This is a genomic window from Mycobacterium helveticum, assembly GCF_007714205.1.
Lineage (GTDB): Bacteria > Actinomycetota > Actinomycetes > Mycobacteriales > Mycobacteriaceae > Mycobacterium > Mycobacterium helveticum.
Map to the genome: position 1 here is coordinate 14,570 of NZ_VMQU01000052.1, position 20,487 is coordinate 35,056.

Below are 20,487 nucleotides of genomic sequence, written 5' to 3' on the forward strand. Positions count from 1 at the left end.
GGGGCGGGCCGGGGCCCCTGCGCCGCCGGAGTCGACCGTCGGCCCACTTGCGCAGCGCTGGTTCTGGGTTTACTCCCGCGGGTAAGGGTTGTCAACGGTTACCGAGAACCGGACAAGTAGACACATGTTAGATAGCCTCGGGCCCGGGTGGAAAGCATGGGGCGACAGCCGGTTTGGCCGTACGGCGCGGCCGCCGCACACCAGGGGGCCGGCCGGGCGCCATTGCCTTTCGGCATCGGGTGTCGGTTGCCGGGCGGGCGAGGTCATACCGGCGGCGCGCCGGCGAACCGCCGCAGCCAGCCGAACCAGGCGGCCAGGCCGGCGCCGGTGCGGGCGCTGACGGGCAGGATCGGCGCCGTGGCGTTGACGAGGCGAACGTGGTGCACGTAGGTCTCGACATCGACGTCCAAATGCGGCACCAGGTCAATCTTGTTGAGCAGCACCACATCCACCGAGCGAAACATCACCGGGTACTTCAGCGGCTTGTCCTCGCCCTCGGTCACCGAGTACACCATGGCCTTGGCGTGCTCGCCGACGTCGAACTCGGCCGGGCAGACCAGGTTGCCGACGTTCTCGATGATCACCAGGTCCAGGCCGGACAGGTCGAGACCGGGCAGCGCGCGATTGACCATGGGCGCGTCGAGATGGCATTCACCCCCAAACCCGTTGCTGGTGTTCAGCAGTGACACCTGGGCGCCGCGGCCGCGCAGCTTGGCCGCGTCCAGATCGGTGGCGATGTCGCCCTCGATCACCCCGATCGCGAGCTCGCCGGCCAGCGCGTCCAGCGTGGCCTGCAGGACGGTCGTCTTGCCCGATCCCGGTGAGCTCATCAGGTTGAGGGTGCGGATCCCGTGGCTGTCGAACGCCGCCCTGTTGGCCGCGGCGAGGGCGTCGTTCTCCGCGAAGATCGACTCCAGGACGTCGATGCGCTGCCTGCCCGTCCCGTAGTTGCTGTGGTCGCCGTGCTCGTGCTCGTGGGCATCGTGCTCGTGGTCACCGTGCTCGTGGTCACCGTGGGCATGCACGGTCCCGTCGTCGTGCCGGTGGAATCTACCCATCCTCAGATCGATTCATGCCGAACGCCTTTCCCGAGATGGCCCAGTCACGAGATGGCCCAGTCACGAGATGGCCCAGTCACGAGATGTCCCCGTCCTGAGATCGTCACGAGATGTCCAATGACGTCACCAGGAATTCGTTTCCGCGCACCACCTCGACGTCGGAACTGTCGCAGCGCGGGCACCAGATCGACCAGGCCGAGGTGACCTCGGAGAGTTGACCGCACGCGCGGCAGCGCACCTCGGCGGTGACGCACTCGAGTTCCAGCGCGGCGTCCGGCAGGTCCTCGGCGTCCCGGACGAGCGTCCAGCAGAACGCCAGCGATTCCGGCACCACCTGGCGCAGCGCACCGATCCGCACCCGCACCACGTCGACGTGGCGGCCGTCGGCATGCGTCTTGGCCACGCCGGCGATCGCCTCGCACAGCGAGAGCTCATGCACCGCGGATCACCGGCGCCCGCGTGCGGCCGAGGAGCACATGGCACCGTTCTACACCCGAACCGCCGTTCTGCGGGAGAGCGTGGCGGCCTATCGCGCGGTCTCGGCCCCGGCAGCGGTGGAGCCCCACCTCTCCTCGATGCGGCCGTAGCGCCAGACGAGCAGGGCGACGGCCCAGGTGAGCACGAACATGCCGACGACGCAGTAGCCGACCGCGTTGAGGTCCAGCCCGCCGATCCATTCCCAGAACGGGCCGCGCCAGCCGAACTGGCCGGCGAACAGCCCGAGCAGTTCCACGCTGCCGATGAGCAGCGCGACGGCCACCGACAGCGCGGTGATGGTGATGTTGTAGTAGATCTTGCGCACCGGGCTGGAAAAGGCCCAGCCGTAGGCGAAGTTCATGAACGAGCCGTCGACGGTGTCCAGCAGGCACATGCCGGCGGCGAACAGCACGGGCAGGCACAGGATGGCATACCACGGCAGGCCGGACGCCGCGCTCGTGCTCGCCAGCACCAGCAGCGCGATCTCCGTGGCGGTGTCGAAGCCGAGCCCGAACAACAGCCCGACCGGGTAGGCGTGCCACGACTTGGTGATGGACCTGGTCAACCGGCCGAGCAGTCGGTTCAGCAGCCCGCGGTTGTCCAGGTGTCGTTCCAGCTCCGCCGCGTCTTTCTCGGGATCGTAGCGGCCGCGGCGCAATCGGGCGAAGACGCGCAGGATGCCGACGAGGATGACGATGTTGACGATGGCGATCAGGTACAGGAACGCGCCGGAGACGCTCGTCCCGATCAGGCCCGTGTAGTGGTGCAGCGGCGACGAGTCGTGCTCGACCGGGCCCGCGAGCGCTTTGATCCCGCTCGTCAGCAGCACCGCCAGCGCGAACACCACCGAGGAGTGGCCCAGGGAGAAGAAGAAACCGACCGCAAGCGGACGCTGCCCGTCGTTCATCAGCTTGCGGGTGGTGTTGTCGATCGCGGCGATGTGATCCGCATCGAAGGCATGGCGCAGGCCCAGGGTGTAGGCCGTGATCCCGATGCCGATCCCGAAGGCCCTGCCGCCCACGCTGAGTTGCGCGGGTTCGACCAGCAACAGCAGGGTCAGCCAGCCGATCAGGTGCAGCGCGACGATGAACGCCGACATCGATCCCAGCCGCCACCACTCCGCCGGCGTCAGGGCGCTGAGCAGCCTGGTCGTCCAGGACGGCCGCCAGTCGAGCCGGGCACTGGACACGGGAATCCTTCCGGCATCGGGCGGGCGACAACATCGGGCGGGCGACAACCGGCCCGACTGTAAGCGGCATCCGCGCCCAGATGCAAGCCGCTTGCAGGAGCGGCCGCGCCCCGCCGCCGGCAGAACTGGCGGTCCCGGGCGTCGGGAGCAACACTGGTCGGGTGACCTGTAAGCAGTCCGTCCTGGACCCCGCCGTCACCGAACGCATCGGTGACTTCCTGCGCGCCCGCGGGCTGCGGCGGATGGCCTCGCGGATCCAGGTGCTGGCGGTGCTCGAGCCGGTCCACGGGCATTTGCCGGTCGCCGACATCCACCATCGGGTGCGTGGGTGCGTGCCGCCCGGCGCGCAGGCGCCCGACGTGGCGACCATCTACCGCACGGTGACCACTCTGGTCGATCAGGGGGTGCTGCACGCGTTGACGCTGGACAGCGGCGTCACCACCTACGGGCTGGCCACCGCCCCCCATCACCACGCGGTCTGCACCCAGTGCGGCGCGATCATCGAGGTGCCCGCCCGGCAGCTCAGTTCGGCGCTCGAGCAGGCGATGGTGGGCAGTTCGTTCGAGCTCTCCGAGCGGGCCGGCCTCACCCTGCGCGGGCTGTGCCCGCAGTGCCAGGCCGGTGAGCCCGGGCCGCGGCCGCGCGGTCGCGCGCGCCGCTGACCTCAGCACAGGCCCAGCAGCGCGTTCTCGACTACCTCGGGCAGCGCCGGATGGATCCAGTACTGGCCGCGGGCCAGCTCCGGTGCGCTCAGCCCGAAGCTCATCGCCTGGATCAGCGGCTGGATGATCGACGACGCCTGCGGGCCCATGATGTGGGCGCCCAGCAGGCGCCCGCCGGGGCGGTCGGCGATCAGTTTGACGATCCCGGTGGTGTCCTCCATCGCCCAGCCGTAGCCCACGTCGCCGTAGTCCTGGATCGCGACCGAGACATCGAATCCCGCTGCGACGGCCTGGTTTTCGGTCAAGCCGACCATGGCCAGCTGGGGATCGGTGAACACCGCCGCCGGGACGTGGCGGTGGTCGGTCACGGCCATCGACGCGGTGTCGTCCCAGTCGCACAGCAGGTTGTGCTGCACGACGCGGGCCTCGTGGTTGGCGACGTGCTTGAGCATATACGGCGACGAGACATCGCCCAGGGCGAAAACGTTACGGGCCGAGGTCCGTTGGTGGGCGTCGACGGCCACGCGCCCGCACTCGACGTCGACACCGGCCAGCTCGGCGTCGAGGAGATCGCCATTGGGCACCCGGCCGGTCGCCACCAGCAGCGCGTCGGCGGCCAGCGTGGCTCCGTCGTCGAGCCGCAGGGTGACGCCGCCGCCGCGCCGGGCGGCGCCCACGACATTGCGACGGGTGCGCAGCTCCCATTTGGTGGCCGCGATACGGGTGAACCGCTCGCAGATGGTGTCGTCGCAGTGCCTCAGCAGGCAGCCGCCGCGGACCACCACGGTCACCCGCACCCCGAGCGCGGAGAAGACGTGCGCGAATTCCGCTGCCACGAAGCCACTTCCGACGATCACCAGGTGCTCGGGCAGCTCGGCGATCCGCATGATCGTGTCGCTGGTGTGGTAGTGCACCCCGGAGGCCGAGATCGCCGGTGGAACCACCGGGCGCGAACCTGCCGCGATCACCACCTGATCGGCGGCGAACTCGTCGGTCTCGGTGCGCAGCAGGTAGCGCCCGTCGGATCGGGTGGGCCCGAACCGGGTGTGCCGGCGGTACACGTCGATGTTGGCCGCGCTGCGCCGGTATTCCTCGCCGCCGACCGCGACGGGATCGATGCGGCCGAAGATGCGGGAGACGACGTCGCTCCAGCGCACCCGGTCCAGGTGCGCGTCGAGGCCGTAGCGCGCCGCGCCGCGGATCGTCTCGGCGACGTCGGCGGCGTAGACGAACATCTTCGTGGGCAGGCACCCGACGTTCAGGCAGGTGCCGCCGAAGGGGCCCTGCTCGCAGATCGCCACCCGCTTGTCCGCGTAGCGGTCGTCGGGAATGCCGTTGCCCGAACCCGTCCCGATGATCGCGAGGTCATAGGTTTCCATGCGCGGTTGCTCACCTGCTCTGCCATGACGCCGCGGCGTCGGTGTTGTCGGTGCGCAGGTAGTCGTCCAGCCACCGGTCGAGTTGGCGATAGGCCTCCCGGCGCGGTTGCGCCAGGGACAGGAACACGTCGTGTTTGGCGCCGGCCACCGATGCGATGGTGGAGTGGTTGCCGATGCAGCCGGCCCACCGGGCGATCTGGGTGACGTCGAGAACCGCGTCACCGCACTGCATCTGCGCCGGGTCGCCGCATTCGGCGACGCTGCGGTCCGACCGCAGGATCAGGTTGGGCACGCCCACGTCGAGCCCGCGGTGCAGCCGCGCCTGGCCGCGCCGGACGGCGTGCAGCCAGCCGAACGTGATCGGGAAGCCGCCCACCGGTTTCCACCGCAGGTCGTAGTCGAACTCGCCGTGGTAGTCGCGGTGCAGGGTGGTGCCGTAACCGTCCTCACCGGGCGGCCGGGCCACCCCCTTGGACCGCACCCGCGACAGCCCGGCGATCACCGCCGAGGTCAGCGGAAGGCGCAGGACGGCAGGGCCGGGCAGGTCCAGGAACGGGCTGTTGAGCACCAGTCCCCCGATGCCGGCGTGCGCCGCGGCGTCGCGGCGCCGCAACCGGTCCAGCCACAACGACGCGATCAGCCCGCCGGCGGAGTGGGCGTACACCAGGACCTTGACGGGGTGGTCCCGCTCCCTGATCACCGACAGGGCGTGCCCGAGTTCGGCGTCGTAGCCCTCCAGGTCCGTGACGAAGTGCGGGGTCTGGCCGTCGCGGTGCGACCGGCCGCACTTGCGCAGGTCCAGCGCGTAGAACGCGAAGCCGCGGCCGGCGAAGTGATCCGCCAGCGCGGTGTGAAAGAAGTAGTCGGTGTAGCCGTGCACCGCCAGGACCGCGTGCGGCCCGTCGCCGCCCGGTTGCCGGCCGCGCCGGACCAGCGTGGCGGCGATCTCGCCCTCGCCGTCGGGATCGGGACCCAGCGGCAGGGTGCGCTGCCAGTAGCCGGGCAGGACGTCGGGCATCCAGCCGCTCACCCCGCCAGCTTAAGGCGCGGTCACGGCGCGCGGCCGCAGGGAGGCGCACGTCCGCGCGCCGTCACCGGTCGATAGCCTGGGGATCGGCACTCCCCGAGGGAAGGACCGACGATCCGGTGTCCAGGCAAGCCGCAACCGCGCGGACTGACGTCGCGCTGGTGGGCGCGGGCATCATGAGCGCCACGCTGGGGGCGGTGCTGCGCCGGCTGGAACCGGACTGCTCGATCACCCTCGTCGAGCGGCTCGACGCCGTCGCCGGCGAAAGCAGCGGCCCCTGGAACAACGCCGGGACCGGGCATTCGGCGCTGTGCGAACTCAACTACACCCCGGAGCGGCGCGACGGGTCGATCGACATCGGCAAGGCGGTGCACGTCAACGAGCAGTTCCAGGTGACCCGCCAATTCTGGGCCTACGCCGTCACCAACGGGATCGTGGCCGATCGCGGCTTCCTCAACGCGATCCCGCACGCCAGCTTCGTGCGCGGGGCGCGGCGGGTCGACTATCTGCGGCGGCGGCAGCGGGCGCTGGCTCCCAACCCGCTGTTCGCCGGCACGGAACTGATCGACGACCCCGACGAGTTCGCGCGCCGGCTGCCCCTGATGGCCGCCGAGCGGGACTTCTCCGAGCCCATCGCGCTGAACTGGGCTCCCCAGGGCACCGACGTCGACTTCGGCGCCCTGTCCCGCCAGCTCATCGGCTTCTGCGTGCGCCACGGAGCCACCGCTTTGTTCGGTCACGAGGTGCGTGACCTCACGCGCCAGGGCGACGGCAGCTGGACGCTGCTGCTCGGCAATCGCCGCACCGGCCAAAGCCGCAGGCTCAACGCGAAATTCGTCTTCGTCGGCGCGGGCGGCGACGCGCTGCCGCTGCTGCAGAGATCGGGCATCAGGGAGGTCAGGGGCTTTGCCGGGTTCCCGATCGGGGGTCGCTTCCTGCGCGCCGCCAGGCCGGCGCTCACCGCCGCGCACCGGGCCAAGGTGTACGGCGTTCCGGCGCCGGGCGCCCCGCCGCTGGGCGCGCTGCACCTGGACCTGCGGCTGGTCAACGGCAAGGCGTGGCTGGTGTTCGGCCCGTACGCCGGCTGGTCACCGAAGTTCTTGAAGCACGGGCATTTCACCGATCTGCCCCGCTCGGTGCAGCCGGACAACCTGCTGTCGCTGCTCGGCGCCGGCGTCACCGAGCTGGCGCTGGTGCAGTATCTGATCGGCCAACTGCGGCTCTCCGGACCCGAGCGGGTGCGCATGTTGCGCGAATTCGTGCCCAGCGCAGTGGATTCGGACTGGGAGCTGACGGTGGCCGGTCAGCGGGTGCAGGTGATCCGGCGGGACCGGCGCAGGGGCGGGGTGCTGGAGTTCGGCACGACCGTCCTGAGTGACGCGGACGGCACGATCGCCGGACTGCTCGGGGGCTCGCCGGGGGCATCGACCGCCGTGCCGATCGCGCTGGAGGTGCTGCGGCGGTGTTTCGCGCGCCGCTACCAAACCTGGCTTCCCGCACTCAAAGAGATGGTTCCGTCCCTTGGTGTGGAGCTGTCCCGCGAGCCGGCCCTGTTCGACGAGGTGTGGTCGTGGGGCAGCAAGGCCTTACAGCTGGAGGTTGCATGACGATGAGGTTGTATGACGATGAGGTTGCATGACGATGAGGTTGTATGACGATGTTGAGTGAGGCGCTGCGCCGCGCCTGGGCGCAGGACCTCGACACCCACACCCTCTACGAGTTGCTCAAGCTGAGGGTCGAGGTGTTCGTCGTCGAACAGGCCTGCCCCTACCCGGAGTTGGACGGCCGCGACCTGCTTGCCGAAACCCGGCACTTCTGGCTGGAAGCCGCCGACGGCGACGTCATCTGCACCCTGCGGCTGATGGAGGAGCACGCCGGAGGCACCAAGGCGTTCCGCATCGGCCGGCTGTGCACCAAACGCAGTGTGCGGGGTCAGGGCCACACCACCCGGCTGCTGCGCGCCGCGCTGGCCGAGGTCGGCGACTACCCGTGCCGGATCAACGCGCAGACGTATCTGGCCGACATGTATGCACAGCACGGGTTCATCCGGGACGGTGAGGATTTCGTCGACGACGGGGTGCCGCATGTGCCGATGCTGCGGCCCGGATCCGGTCTGGCAGAGCTGCCGTGAAGCCGTATCCCTTCAGCGCGATCGTCGGGCACGACCAACTGCGGCTCGCCCTGCTGCTGTGTGCCGTGCGGCCGGAGATCGGCGGGGCGCTCATCCGCGGCGAAAAGGGGACGGCCAAGTCGACCGCCGTGCGCGGGCTTGCCGCGCTGCTGTCCGCCGCGACCGGGAGCCAGCGGGCGGGCCTGGTCGAGATGCCGCTCGGCGCAACCGAAGACCGGGTGATCGGTTCGCTGGACCTGCAGCGGGTGCTGCGCGACGGAGAGCACGCCTTCTCGCCGGGCCTGCTGGCGCGCGCCCACGGCGGCGTCCTCTACGTCGACGAGGTCAACCTGCTGCACGATCACCTGGTCGACGTGCTGCTCGACGCCGCGGCGATGGGCCGGGTGCATGTCGAACGCGACGGCATCTCCCATTCCTACGAGGCGCGGTTCGTGCTGATCGGCACGATGAACCCCGAGGAGGGCGAGCTGCGCCCGCAGTTGCTGGACCGGTTCGGTCTGACCGTGGACGTGCACGCCTCCCGCGATGTCGACGTCCGGGTGGACGTGATCCGGCAGCGGATGGCCTACGAGGCCGACCCCGATGCCTTCGCCGAGCGCTACGCCGGCGCCGACGCCGAGCTGGCCCGGCGGATCGCGGCCGCGCGCGCCCTGGTCGACGACGTGGTGTTGCCGGACAACGAGTTACGCCGTATCGCGGCGCTGTGTGCGGCGTTCGGCGTCGACGGCATGCGGGCCGACCTGGTGCTGGCCCGCACCGCGGTGGCCCACGCCGCCTGGCGTGGGGCGGCCACCGTCGAGGAAGCCGACATCCGGATCGCGGCCGAGTTGGCGTTGCCGCACCGGCGCCGCCGCGACCCGTTCGACGACCCCGGCATCGAGCGCGAGCAACTCGACGCCGCACTGGCGCAGGCCGGCGACGAGGATCCCGAGCCGGACCCCGAACCGCCCGGCGGTGGGATGCTCGCGGACACGGAAAGCGCTGTGCAACAAAAGGATTCGTCGCCCCAACAGGATTCGTCGCGTCCGCGGCCCAGCGCGCCGCCGTCGCGGACCTTCCGGGCCCGCGCGCTGAGGGTTCCGGGGGTCGGTATCGGCGCCCCGGGACGGCGATCACGGGCTCGCAACGCCACCGGCGGCGTGATCGCGGCCACCGACGCCGGCGACACCGGCTCCGGTGCGCGGGGACTGCACCTGTTCGCGACGTTGCTGTCGGCCGCCGAGCACGGCGGTGCCGGGCCGCTGCGCCCACGGCCCGACGACGTTCGCCTGGCCGTGCGCGAAGGGCGCGAGGGCAATCTGGTGGTGTTCGTCGTCGACGCGTCCGGTTCGATGGCGGCCCGGGACCGCATGGCCGCGGTCAGCGGCGCCGCGCTGTCCCTGCTGCGGGACGCCTACCAGCGCCGCGACAAGGTCGCGGTGATCACGTTCCGCCAACGGGAGGCCAGGCTGGTGCTGCCGCCGACGTCGTCGGCGCACATCGCCGGCCGGCGGCTGGCCCGATTCGACACCGGCGGCAAGACCCCGCTGGCCGAGGGCCTGCTGGCCGCGCGCGAACTGATCGTGCGGGAGCGTGCGCGCGACCGGACCCGGCGCGCCCTGGTGGTGGTCCTCACCGACGGGCGGGCCACTGGTGGGCCGGACCCGTTGGGCCGCACCCGGATCGCGGCGGCCCGGCTGGCCGCCGAGGGTGCGGCCGCGGTGGTCGTGGACTGCGAGACATCCTATGTGCGGCTGGGTTTGGCCGGGCAGCTGGCCCGCCGGCTCGGCGCGCCGGCCGTGCGGCTGGAGCAGTTGCACGCCGACCACCTGACGCGCGCCGTGCGCAGCGTCGCCTGAACCACCGGAAGGTATTGCGCCCCATGCCGCAGGGAACGCCACCGCAGGTCCCCGACGACGGCCTGACCACCCGGGCCCGGCGCAACGCGCCGGTGCTGGCGGTGCACACCGGCGCGGGTAAGGGAAAGTCCACCGCCGCGTTCGGGATGGCCCTGCGCGCCTGGAACGCCGGCCTGGACGTCGCCGTCTTCCAGTTCGTCAAGAGCGCCAAGTGGAAAGTGGGCGAGGAGGCGGCCTTTCAGCGGCTCGGCGAGCTGCACGAGCAGCAGGGGATCGGCGGCGCCGTCGAGTGGCACAAGATGGGTGCGGGCTGGTCCTGGACGCGCAAGCAGGGCAGCGACGTCGACCACGCCGCCGCGGCGGCCGACGGGTGGGCCGAGATCGCCCGGCGGCTGGCCGGCCAGCGGCACGACTTCTATGTGCTCGACGAGTTCACCTATCCGCTGAGGTGGGGCTGGATCGACGTCGACACCGTCGTCGATGCGCTGCTGGGGCGGCCCGGTTGTCAGCACGTGGTGATCACCGGGCGCGACGCCCCGCCGCGGCTGGTCGAGGCGGCCGACCTGGTCACCGAGATGGCCAAGGTCAAGCATCCGATGGACGTGGGGCGCAAGGGACAGAAGGGCATCGAATGGTGAGCCGGCGCCTCCCCTGCGTCGCGAGCGTGCGTGTCGGTACGACGACACGCCGTGCGACGCGTCATTTCGGGCGCGCTCGCGGGTGAGGCCATGACCCCGGTACCGGCCGTCGTGATCGCCGCGCCCGCCTCGGGCAGCGGAAAGACCACGGTGGCAACCGGTCTGGTGGGGGCGCTGCGCCAGGCCGGGCATGCCGTCGCGCCGTTCAAGGTTGGCCCGGACTTCATCGACCCCGGGTATCACGGCCTGGCCGCCGGCCGGCCCGGCCGCAATCTGGATCCGGTGCTGGTCGGCGAGCGGTTGATCGGCCCCCTGTACGCCCACGGCGCCGCCGGCGCGGACGTCGCCGTGGTCGAGGGCGTGATGGGGCTGTTCGACGGCCGGATCGCTCCCGGTGCGATGACACCGGCGGCGGGATCCACCGCCCACGTCGCCGGGCTGCTGGGCGCCCCGGTGGTCCTGGTGGTCGACTCGCGCGGCCAGAGCCACAGCGTCGCCGCCCTCTTGCACGGGTTCGCGACCTTCGACACCGCGACCCGGGTCGCCGGAGTGATCCTCAACCGCGTCGGGTCGCCCAGGCACGAGCAGGTGCTGCGCCAGGCCTGCGAGCAGGCCGGTGTTCCGGTGTTCGGGGCGATTCCGCGCACCGCCGAGCTGGAGGTGCCGACGAGGTACCTGGGTCTGGTCACCGCCGTCGAGTACGGCCGCCGCGCGCAGACCGCCATCGAGGCGATGACCGGCCTGGTCGGCCGCCACGTCGACCTGGCCGCCGTCGTTGCGGCCGCCCGCAGCCGTCCCGCCGGCCCGGCGTGGGATCCCGCGGCGGCGGTGGGGGAGGTCCCGGCCGAGCCCACCCCCGGGCGCCCGGCCACCGTCGCGATGGCGGCGGGCAAGGCGTTCAGCTTCAGCTACGCCGAGCACGCCGAGCTGCTGCGCGCCGCCGGCGCGCAGGTGGCCGAGTTCGACCCGCTCGTCGACCCGCTGCCCGACGGCACCGACGCGGTGGTGCTGCCCGGCGGCTTTCCCGAACAGTTCACCGCCGAACTGGCGGCCAACGACCTCGTTCGCCGCCAGATCAGCCAGCTCGCGGCTACCGGCGCGCCGGTGCACGCGGAGTGCGCCGGGCTGATCTACCTGGCCTCCGAGCTCGACGGGCACCCCATGTGCGGGGTGCTGAGCGGGTCGGCGCGGTTCACGCCGCGCCTCACGCTGGCGTACCGCGACGCCGTCGCGGTGGCCGACTCGCCCCTGTACCGCACGGGCATGCGGGTCGTCGGGCACGAATTCCACCGGACCGCGCTGAGCTACAGCCGCGACTACCCGCCGGCGTGGGCGTACCGGGGCGGCGGCGTGGACGGCATGCGGGACGGAGCCGTGCACGCCGGCGTCCATGCGTCCTACCTGCACACCCACCCGGCCGCGGCGCCGGACGCGATGGTGCGCTTCGTCGCCCACGCCGCCCGGCGCCCCGGCCGCCGGGCGTGAGCCGGGCGGCGCCGCGCCCGGCTTCGCCGCGTCGGCGGTCGCCACTGGATCGATGGTGGTGACCCGCCGCGCCCGGCTTCGCCGCGTCGGCGGTCGCCACTAAGCTTGCCGGGTGTCCGAGAACCCGTACCTGGTCGGATTGCGGCTGGCCGGAAAGAAGGTCGTTGTGGTCGGCGGCGGGTCCGTCGCCCAGCGCCGGTTGCCCCTGCTCATAGCCAGCGGTGCGGACGTACACGTCGTCTCCCGCGCCGCCACCCCCGCCGTCGAGTCCATGAGCGGCGTCACGTTGTCGTTGCGGGATTACCGCGACGGGGACCTCGACGGTGCCTGGTACGCGATCGCGGCCACCGACGACCCGGAGGTCAACGCGGCCGTCGTCGCCGAGGCGGAACGTCGCCGGGCCTTCTGCGTCCGCGCCGACATCGCCGTCGAGGGGACCGCCGTCACGCCCGCGTCCTTCAGCTACGCGGGACTGTCGGTGGGGGTGCTCGCCGGCGGGGAGCACCGCCGGTCCGCGGCGATCCGGTCGGCGATCCGGGAGGCGCTGCAAAAGGGCGTGATCACGCTGGAGGGCTCGGCGAGCTCCGATGTCGTGCGCGGCGGCGTCGCGCTGGTCGGGGGCGGCCCGGGTGACCCCGAACTGATCACCGTGCGCGGCCGCCGACTGCTCGCCCAGGCCGACGTGGTGGTCGCGGACCGGTTGGCGCCGCCGGAACTTCTGGCCGAGCTGTCGCCGCACGTGGAGATCATCGACGCCGCCAAGATCCCGTACGGGCGGGCCATGGCCCAGGAGGCGATCAACGACGTCATGATCGAACGGGCTCGGGCCGGCAGCTTCGTGGTCCGCCTCAAGGGCGGGGATCCCTTCGTCTTCGCGCGCGGCTACGAGGAAGTGCTCGCCTGCGCCGACGCCGGGATTCCGGTGACGGTGGTGCCGGGTGTGACAAGTGCCATAGGCGTGCCGGCGCTGGCGGGCGTTCCGGTCACCCATCGCGCGATAAATCACGAGTTCGTGGTGGTCAGCGGCCATCTGCCACCCGGTCACCCCGAATCGTTAGTGAATTGGGACGCTTTGGCGGCATTGACCGGCACCATCGTTTTGCTGATGGCGGTCGAACGTATCGAACTCTTCGTCGATGCGCTGCTCAAAGGCGGCCGACCTGCGGATACGCCGGTCCTTGTCGTGCAGCACGGGACGACGGCAGCCCAGCAGACCTTACGGGCCGCTCTTGCCGACACGCCAGAGAAGATCCGTGCCGAAGGCGTCCGACCTCCGGCGATCATCGTTATCGGGGCCGTCGCCGCCTTCGGGGCTTTAAACGATTCTTAAGATTACTGTAAGGTAACCCATTATGACGGCTCTCAACGACTCCGAGCGAGCAGTCCGCAATTGGACATCTGCGCGCCCCGATCGTCCGGCCGCGGCTCGCGCGGAGCGTCCGGCAGAGACCGCCACCACGCGCATCAGCAGGTATTACCCTACGTGGCTGCCTTCGCGCCGCTTCATCGCGGCCGTCGTCGCGATCGGCGGCATGCAGCTGCTGGCGACCATGGACAGCACCGTCGCCATCGTCGCGCTGCCCAAGATCCAGAACGAGCTCAGCCTGTCCGACGCGGGCCGGAGCTGGGTCATCACCGCCTACGTGCTCACCTTCGGCGGGTTGATGCTGCTCGGCGGCCGTCTCGGGGACACCATCGGGCGTAAGCGCACCTTCATCGTGGGCGTCGCGTTGTTCACCATCTCCTCGGTCCTGTGTGCCGTGGCCTGGGACGACGCGACGCTGGTCATCGCGCGGCTCTCGCAGGGTGTCGGCTCGGCCATCGCGTCGCCCACCGGCCTGGCGCTGGTGGCCACGACCTTCCCCAAGGGGCCGGCGCGCAACTTCGCCACCGCGGTGTTCGCCGCGATGACCGCGGTCGGGTCGGTGATGGGCCTGGTGGTCGGCGGGGCGCTGACGGAGTTGTCGTGGCGGCTGGCGTTCCTGGTGAACGTGCCGATCGGGCTGGTGATGATCTACCTGGCCCGCACCGCGCTGCGGGAGACCAACAGGGAGCGGATGAAGCTCGACGCGGCGGGGGCCATGCTGGCCACCCTGGCCTGCACGGCGGCCGTCTTCGCCTTCTCGATGGGACCGGAAAAGGGCTGGATCTCGATCACCACCATCGGTTCGGGGGCCGTGGCGATGGCCGCCGCGCTGGCTTTCGTCATCGTCGAGCGCACCGCCGAAAACCCTGTCGTCCCGTTCCGGCTCTTCCGCGACCGCAACCGCCTGGCCACCTTCACCGCGATCTTTTTGGCCGGCGGCGTCATGTTCACCCTGACGGTGTTGATCGGCCTCTACGTGCAGGACATCCTGGGCTACAGCGCGTTGCGCGCGGGCGTCGGCTTCATCCCGTTCGTGATCGCGATGGGCATCGGCCTGGGCGTCTCGTCGCAGCTGGTGTCGCGGTTCTCGCCGCGGATCGTGACGATCGCCGGCGGATACCTCCTGTTCCTCGCGATGCTGTACGGCTGGTGGTTCATGCACCGGGGCGCACCCTACTTTCCGAACCTGGTCATGCCGATCGTCATCGGCGGCATCGGCATCGGCATGGCCGTCGTCCCGCTGACACTGTCGGCCATCGCCGGCGTCGGCTTCGACCAGATCGGCCCGGTATCGGCGGTCACACTGATGCTGCAGAGCCTGGGCGGGCCGCTGGTCCTGGCGGTCATCCAGGCCGTGATCACCTCACGCACGCTGTACCTCGGCGGCTCCACCGGCCCGGTCAAGTTCATGAACGACGCCCAGTTGCGGGCCCTCGACCACGGCTACACCTATGGCCTGCTGTGGGTGGCCGGAGCCTCGGTCATCGTCGGCGCGGTCGCGCTGTTCATCGGCTACACGCCCGAGCAGGTCGCCCAGGCGCAGGAAGTCAAGGAAGCGATGGACGCCGGGGAGCTGTAGTCCCTCGGCATCAGGATTGCGGCCGGCTGCGACGCCGGCACCGCCCCCAGACTGCGCACAGCGTGCACCGTGTCGCCGCGCCGGTTTCAGTCTCGCGTGCCGCGCCGCCCGCCAGCGGTCCCCGCGCCCCGCATCGTCGCCGAATCCCCACTCACCACTAGGCTGGCCCGCTGTGATCACCCGGATGTCCGAGCTGTTCCTGCGCACCCTGCGTGATGATCCCGCCGAGGCCGAGGTCCCCAGCCACAAGCTGCTGATCCGCGCCGGATACGTGCGCCCCGTCGCGCCCGGGCTGTACAGCTGGCTGCCCCTGGGCCTGCGGGTCCTGCGCAAGATCGAACGCGTCGTTCGCGACGAGATGAATGCGATAGGCGGCCAGGAGATCCTGTTCCCGGCCTTGCTGCCACGCGCGCCGTACGAGACGACGAACCGCTGGACCGAATACGGCGACGGCGTGTTCCGGCTTCAGGACCGCCGCGGCCACGACTACCTGCTGGGCCCGACCCACGAGGAGCTGTTCGCCCTGACGGTCAAGGGCGAATACAACTCCTACAAGGACCTTCCGCTGGTGCTCTACCAGATCCAGAACAAGTACCGGGACGAGGCGCGGCCGCGGGCCGGCATCCTGCGCGTCCGGGAGTTCCTGATGAAGGACTCCTACTCCTTCGACGTCGACGACGCCGGCCTCAAGGCCGCCTATCACGCGCACCGCGAGGCCTACCAGCGCATCTTCGCCCGGCTGCGGGTGCGCTACGTGATCGTGTCCGCGACGTCGGGGGCGATGGGCGGTAGCGCCTCCGAGGAGTTCCTGGCCGAGAGCCCGGTCGGCGAGGACACCTTCGTGCGGTGCCTGGAGTCCGGCTACGCGGCCAACGTCGAGGCCGTCGTCACCGCTCGCCCGGCGGCCCCGCCCGCGGACGTCGTGGCCGGCCTGCCCGAGGCGCAAGTCCACGACACCGGCGACACCCCGACCATCGCCAGCCTGGTGGAGTGGGCCAACAGCGCCGGGCTCGGCCGCACCATCACCGCGGCCGACACCCTGAAGAACGTCTTGCTCAAGGTCCGCGAGCCCGGTGGCGACTGGCAGCTGCTGGCCGTCGGGCTGCCCGGCGACCGCGAGGTCGACGACAAGCGGCTGGGCGCGGCCCTGGAACCCGCCGAGCACGCGATGCTCGACGACGCCGATTTCGCCAGGTACCCCTTCCTTGTGAAGGGTTATATAGGCCCGAAAGGGCTGCGCGACAACAAGGTTCGTTATCTGGTCGATCCGCGCGTGGTCGAGGGCACCAGCTGGATCACCGGGGCCGACGAGCCCGGCAAGCACGTGGTCGGCCTGGTGGCCGGCCGGGACTTCACCGCCGACGGCACCATCGAGGCCGCCGAGGTGCGAGACGGCGACCCGTCGCCCGACGGCGCGGGACCGCTGGTCTCCGCGCGGGGCATCGAGATCGGGCACATCTTCTCACTCGGCCGCAAATACACCGATGCCTTCACCGTCGACGTGCTCGGCGAGGACGGAAAGCCCGTGCGGGTGACGATGGGTTCCTACGGCATCGGGGTGTCGCGGCTGGTCGCCGTCATCGCCGAGCAGCACCACGACGAACTCGGGCTGCGCTGGCCGTCGGCGGTGACGCCCTTCGACGTCCACCTGGTGATCGCCAACAAGGACGCCGGGGCCCGCACCGGGGCCACCGCGCTGGCCTCCGACCTCGACCGGCTGGGTGTCGAGGTGCTGCTCGACGACCGCCAGGCCTCACCCGGCGTGAAGTTCAAGGACGCCGAGTTGCTGGGCGTGCCCTGGATCGTCGTCGTCGGGCGGGGCTGGGGCAACGGCGTGGTCGAGTTGCGCGACCGCTTCACCGGGCAGACCCGCGAGCTGGCCGCCGGCGAGTCGCTGGCCGCCGAGATCGCGGCGGTGCTGAACGCCTGAGCGCGGGCGGCAGCTATTCGTCGCCGCCCGGGAAGGCCGTCGTGATGGGCCACGCGTTGAGCACCCGGTTCCACCGGGCGGCCATCACGGCGCTTTGCGTCAGGGCCGTCGAGGCGAACGCACGGTCGTCCGCCGTCTCGGCGCGCTCGACGACCACCCGCCAGGCCGTCGCGCAGTCGTTCTCCATCCGCACCGCCAGGCGAGCCGCGTCCGCCGGGCTGGCCACCAGCATGGGCAACTGGTAGCCGGCCGCGGGGACCGGGGCGTTCACCTTGCGCGCATTGAGCATCGCGATGACGTCGTCGCGGCGCTGGCGGTGCTCGGCCAGGCCGTCTACCACCAGGTTGTTGACGCCGGGCGGCGACAGTGCCGACACGATGCCGTAGCCGTAGACGGTCGAGTGTTCGACGGCGAGCGCGTCGCACAGTGCCGCGTCGTCGCCGTCCTTGCCGCTGGAGCCGGCCGGCGACCGCTTCGCCGTCGCGCGCGGCGTGGGCGTCGTCACGGCGTCGGGCCCGCGGGGGCCAGCGCGACCGAGTAACTCGCGGTGCAACTCGCGGCGATGGAAGCGAGCAGTCCCGCCCGGTAGCCCGACGAGGTGGCCACCAGGCGGCCGGCGCTCTCGGCGGAGGCGCGCAGCGATTCGACCACGTCGGACAGCGGGGGCGGCGGCGGTGGCGGCGCCGCCTCGCCCGTCGGGCTGGGGCTGGCCGTCTCACTCGACGTCGTCGAGGTCGCACCCAACTTGGCGGAGGAACGCCAGATCTCCGCGGACAGGGCACGGGCATGCGCGGCGCGCTGGGTGGCGACTACGGCCAGCGCGGCGGCAACCTGGGGCGGGTTGCCGACGGCGGCCGCGGCGGCGCCGGCGAGCGCGCTGTCGTGCCGCGCCTGGTCCAACGGCCCGAACAGATCTTCGACGGCGGCGGGCTTGGGCGGGGGCTCGCCGCAGGCGGATACCACCACCCCGAGCGCGGCCAGGGCCGCGCCGCCGGCAAGCACACCCCGCCTGTTGGTAACCGGTGATGCGCTGGGCACAGCAACATCCTGCCATTGGTCTGCGGTTGACCGGTGTCAGGACCTTGACCAGGCGATCACGCCGTCACCCGCGATCCCTGGCGTATCGTTGAGAAGCGGTTCTCGGGGAACGGCGGCCGTCACCGTTCCACCGCGCCACCCACCAGCTGACCGGACAACTCAAGATGAGGAGCTCGCCGTGACCACCGGGCTACCGTCGCAGACGCAGGTGATCGAGCTGCTCGGTGAGGAGTTCGCGCGCGCCGGCTACGAGATCGACGACGTGGTCATCGACACCCGGGCGCGCCCCCCGCGGATCACGGTGGTCGCCGACGGTGACACCGCGCTGGACCTCGACACGATCGCGGCCCTGTCGCGCTCGGCGGCGGCTTTGCTGGACGGCCTGGACCACCTCGGGGACCGCTACGTGCTCGAGGTCAGTTCACCCGGCGTCGATCGGCCCCTGACCGAGGTCAAGCACTTTCGCCGCGCCCGCGGCCGCACAATCGAGGCCACGTTGTCCGACGGCTCCCGGCTCACCGGCCGGGTCGGCGAGACACGCGAGGACGCGGTCGCGCTGGTGCTGCGCGACGGCCGCGAACTGGCCGTTCGCGAGGTTCCCCTCACCGACATCGTGAAGGCCGTGGTGCAGGTGGAGTTCTCCCCGCCGAACCAGGCCGAGTTGGATCTGGCCCGCACGGATCAGGCCCGCAGGACGGAGGCCGGAACATGAACATCGACATGGCGGCGCTGCATGCCATCGAGGTGGATCGGGGCATCTCGGTCACCGAGCTGCTCGAAACGATCAAATCGGCGCTGCTCACCGCCTACCGGCACACCCAGGGCCACCAGAACGACGCGCGCATCGAGATCGACCGCAAAACCGGTGTGGTGCGGGTGATGGCCCGCGAGACCGACGAGGACGGCAACGTCATCAGCGAGTGGGACGACACCCCGGAGGGTTTCGGCCGCATCGCTGCCACCACCGCACGGCAGGTCATGCTGCAGCGTTTCCGCGACGCCGAGAACGAACGCACCTTCGGCGAGTTCTCCACCCACGAGGGCGAGATCGTCGCCGGGGTGATCCAGCGGGACACCCGGGCCAACGCCCGCGGCCTGGTGGTGGTCCGGATCGGCACCGAGGCCAAGGCCTCCGAGGGCGTGATCCCGTCCGCCGAGCAGGTCCCGGGGGAGAGTTACGAGCACGGCAACCGGGTGCGGTGCTACGTGGTCGGCGTGACCCGCGGGTCCCGCGAGCCGGTGATCACGCTGTCGCGGACCCACCCCAACCTGGTGCGCAAGCTGTTCTCGCTGGAGGTGCCCGAGATCGCCAACGGGTCGGTGGAGATCGTGGCGGTCGCCCGGGAGGCGGGCCATCGCTCCAAGATCGCGGTGCGGTCCACCGTTCCCGGCCTCAACGCCAAGGGCGCCTGCATCGGCCCGATGGGGCAGCGGGTCCGCAACGTGATGAGCGAGCTCTCCGGGGAGAAGATCGACATCATCGACTACGACGACGACCCGGCCCATTTCGTCGCCAACGCGTTGTCACCGGCGAAGGTCGTCTCGGTGTCGATCATCGACCAGGCCGCCCGCGCCGCCCGCGTGGTGGTGCCCGACTTCCAGCTGTCGCTGGCCATCGGCAAGGAGGGCCAGAATGCCCGGCTGGCCGCGCGGCTCACCGGGTGGCGCATCGACATCCGCGGCGACTCGCCCGCGCACGCCGAGGACCAGCCCGACCACGGCGCCGGCCGCACGATCGGGCAATCGGGCTAGCCCCGCCGGATGCGAAGGTCACGGTACGGCTGCGGGTGGTTCTGACCACCGGTTGGGTGACGCTAGACTGAGCCGTGATCCAGCGCAAGCCTTCGGCTGTGGCGCACCGAAGCACCGATGGACCGGTGCGGACGTGCGTCGGCTGCCGAAAGCGAGAATTGGCCGTCGGCCTGCTTCGAGTGGTGGCCGTGTCCACGGGAAACGGTGCGTATGCCGTGACCGTTGACGCGGGCAGTGACCTGCCGGGGCGGGGTGCGTGGCTGCATCCCGAACCGCAGTGCATCCACCAGGCGGTTCGGCGGCGAGCTTTCACCAGGGCGCTGCGGATCGCCGGTTCACCGGACACCACCGCGGTGGTCGAGTACGCCAATGCACTCGACTCGCCCGGCAAACAGAACGGGTAGCAAGAACATGAGCACACCGTGAAGTCCCGATGACCATGCGTCATAGCTAAACCCGAGGCGCCGGCCTACGACTGTCGCGCCTCATAGACAGGAGATGTAGTGGCAGGTAAGGCCCGCGTACACGAGTTGGCCAAGGAACTCGGTGTCACCAGCAAGGAAGTCCTCGCCCGGCTGAACGAACAGGGCGAATTCGTCAAATCCGCGTCGTCGACCGTGGAGGCGCCGGTTGCCCGGCGGCTGCGCGAGTCCTTCGGTGGTGGCAAGCCGGCCCCCGGCAAGGGGACGACCAAGGCTCCCGCCAAGGCCCCCGACAAATCGCTCGACCGGGCCCTCGACGAGGCGATCAGCAAGTCCGGCGGCAACGGCGAGGCCGCCGCGGCGCCCGCCAAGCCGCAGAGTCCCGCGGCCGCGCCGGCCCCGGCAGCGCAGGCTTCCCCGGCCCCGCCCGCCGCGGACCCGCTGCCGGCGCCGACGCCCGGCCGCCCGGCGGCCCCGGCGCCCAGGCCGGCGCCGCCGGCCCCGGGCCAGCAACCC

The 20,487-nt window shown here is 71.1% G+C and carries 20 protein-coding genes; 13 read left to right on the forward strand and 7 right to left on the reverse strand.

The window, feature by feature from the left end; translation table 11 throughout:
- Positions 1–263: 263 nt before the first annotated feature.
- The 3 genes from hypB to nicT all read right to left on the reverse strand — a co-directional run bounded on the left by hypB (position 264) and on the right by nicT (position 2,724).
- Entirely contained in the window at positions 264–1,058 is a 795-nt protein-coding gene (gene hypB / locus FPZ47_RS13760) for a hydrogenase nickel incorporation protein HypB (RefSeq protein WP_144952447.1), read from the reverse strand.
- Between the two features lie 103 nt (positions 1,059–1,161).
- Positions 1,162–1,497, reverse strand: coding sequence for a hydrogenase maturation nickel metallochaperone HypA (locus tag FPZ47_RS13765; RefSeq protein WP_144952445.1), 336 nt, complete (start codon positions 1,495–1,497; stop codon positions 1,162–1,164).
- Positions 1,498–1,584: 87 nt separating this feature from the next.
- Entirely contained in the window at positions 1,585–2,724 is a 1,140-nt protein-coding gene (gene nicT / locus FPZ47_RS13770; RefSeq protein ID WP_144952443.1) for a Nickel transporter NicT, read from the reverse strand.
- Positions 2,725–2,885: 161 nt separating this feature from the next.
- On the opposite strand from nicT, the gene FPZ47_RS13775 reads away from it, so the two are divergent.
- A complete protein-coding gene (locus tag FPZ47_RS13775; protein ID WP_246133435.1) occupies positions 2,886–3,386 on the forward strand; it encodes a Fur family transcriptional regulator in 501 nt (166 codons plus the stop codon).
- Between the two features lie 2 nt (positions 3,387–3,388).
- Here FPZ47_RS13775 and mtr read toward each other — a convergent pair whose 3' ends face one another.
- Both mtr and FPZ47_RS13785 read right to left on the reverse strand, forming a co-directional pair.
- On the reverse strand, positions 3,389–4,765 hold the full coding sequence (gene mtr / locus FPZ47_RS13780) for a mycothione reductase (RefSeq protein WP_144952439.1): 1,377 nt from the start codon (positions 4,763–4,765) through the stop codon (positions 3,389–3,391).
- Between the two features lie 10 nt (positions 4,766–4,775).
- The gene (locus tag FPZ47_RS13785) at positions 4,776–5,783 is read right to left on the reverse strand and encodes an alpha/beta hydrolase (RefSeq protein WP_144952471.1); all 1,008 of its coding nucleotides are present in this window, start codon (positions 5,781–5,783) and stop codon (positions 4,776–4,778) included.
- A 185-nt stretch (positions 5,784–5,968) separates the two neighbouring features.
- On the opposite strand from FPZ47_RS13785, the gene mqo reads away from it, so the two are divergent.
- The 8 genes from mqo to FPZ47_RS13830 all read left to right on the forward strand — a co-directional run bounded on the left by mqo (position 5,969) and on the right by FPZ47_RS13830 (position 16,759).
- Positions 5,969–7,399, forward strand: a complete 1,431-nt coding sequence (gene mqo, locus FPZ47_RS13790) for a malate dehydrogenase (quinone) (RefSeq protein WP_246133436.1) — start codon at positions 5,969–5,971, stop codon at positions 7,397–7,399.
- Between the two features lie 53 nt (positions 7,400–7,452).
- Entirely contained in the window at positions 7,453–7,923 is a 471-nt protein-coding gene (locus FPZ47_RS13795; protein WP_144952473.1) for a GNAT family N-acetyltransferase, read from the forward strand.
- On the forward strand, positions 7,920–9,761 hold the full coding sequence (locus FPZ47_RS13800) for a magnesium chelatase subunit D family protein (RefSeq protein WP_144952435.1): 1,842 nt from the start codon (positions 7,920–7,922) through the stop codon (positions 9,759–9,761). Before FPZ47_RS13795 ends, FPZ47_RS13800 begins: the two co-directional genes overlap by 4 nt.
- Before the next feature lie 23 nt (positions 9,762–9,784).
- A complete protein-coding gene (gene cobO, locus FPZ47_RS13805) occupies positions 9,785–10,399 on the forward strand; it encodes a cob(I)yrinic acid a,c-diamide adenosyltransferase (RefSeq protein ID WP_144952433.1) in 615 nt (204 codons plus the stop codon).
- Positions 10,400–10,489: 90 nt separating this feature from the next.
- Positions 10,490–11,884, forward strand: coding sequence for a cobyrinic acid a,c-diamide synthase CobB (locus tag FPZ47_RS13810; RefSeq protein WP_144952431.1), 1,395 nt, complete (start codon positions 10,490–10,492; stop codon positions 11,882–11,884).
- A 112-nt stretch (positions 11,885–11,996) separates the two neighbouring features.
- The gene (gene cobA / locus FPZ47_RS13820; RefSeq protein ID WP_144952427.1) at positions 11,997–13,214 is read left to right on the forward strand and encodes a uroporphyrinogen-III C-methyltransferase; all 1,218 of its coding nucleotides are present in this window, start codon (positions 11,997–11,999) and stop codon (positions 13,212–13,214) included.
- Between the two features lie 22 nt (positions 13,215–13,236).
- Positions 13,237–14,829 (forward strand): MFS transporter, encoded by a 1,593-nt coding sequence (locus FPZ47_RS13825; RefSeq protein WP_144952425.1) that lies wholly within the window; start codon positions 13,237–13,239, stop codon positions 14,827–14,829.
- 172 nt (positions 14,830–15,001) lie between these two features.
- Positions 15,002–16,759, forward strand: coding sequence for a proline--tRNA ligase (locus FPZ47_RS13830; protein ID WP_144952423.1), 1,758 nt, complete (start codon positions 15,002–15,004; stop codon positions 16,757–16,759).
- Positions 16,760–16,772: 13 nt separating this feature from the next.
- Here the strand turns inward: FPZ47_RS13830 and FPZ47_RS13835 are convergent, their stop codons facing one another.
- A complete protein-coding gene (locus FPZ47_RS13835) occupies positions 16,773–17,264 on the reverse strand; it encodes a ferritin-like domain-containing protein (RefSeq protein ID WP_144952421.1) in 492 nt (163 codons plus the stop codon).
- On the reverse strand, positions 17,261–17,797 hold the full coding sequence (locus tag FPZ47_RS13840) for a hypothetical protein (RefSeq protein ID WP_168209445.1): 537 nt from the start codon (positions 17,795–17,797) through the stop codon (positions 17,261–17,263). The genes FPZ47_RS13835 and FPZ47_RS13840 overlap by 4 nt, the downstream gene beginning before the upstream one ends.
- Positions 17,798–17,975: 178 nt before the next feature.
- Between FPZ47_RS13840 and rimP the strand changes: the two genes are divergently transcribed.
- The 4 genes from rimP to FPZ47_RS13860 form a co-directional block, all read left to right on the forward strand.
- Positions 17,976–18,509, forward strand: a complete 534-nt coding sequence (rimP, locus tag FPZ47_RS13845) for a ribosome maturation factor RimP (RefSeq protein ID WP_144952419.1) — start codon at positions 17,976–17,978, stop codon at positions 18,507–18,509.
- The gene (gene nusA, locus FPZ47_RS13850) at positions 18,506–19,549 is read left to right on the forward strand and encodes a transcription termination factor NusA (protein WP_144952416.1); all 1,044 of its coding nucleotides are present in this window, start codon (positions 18,506–18,508) and stop codon (positions 19,547–19,549) included. Before rimP ends, nusA begins: the two co-directional genes overlap by 4 nt.
- 188 nt (positions 19,550–19,737) lie before the next feature.
- Complete coding sequence (locus tag FPZ47_RS13855) at positions 19,738–19,953, forward strand: YlxR family protein (protein ID WP_428321248.1); 216 nt, start codon at positions 19,738–19,740, stop codon at positions 19,951–19,953.
- A 99-nt stretch (positions 19,954–20,052) separates the two neighbouring features.
- The coding region (locus FPZ47_RS13860; protein ID WP_210419902.1) for a translation initiation factor IF-2 N-terminal domain-containing protein at positions 20,053–20,487 on the forward strand (435 nt) is incomplete at its 3' end.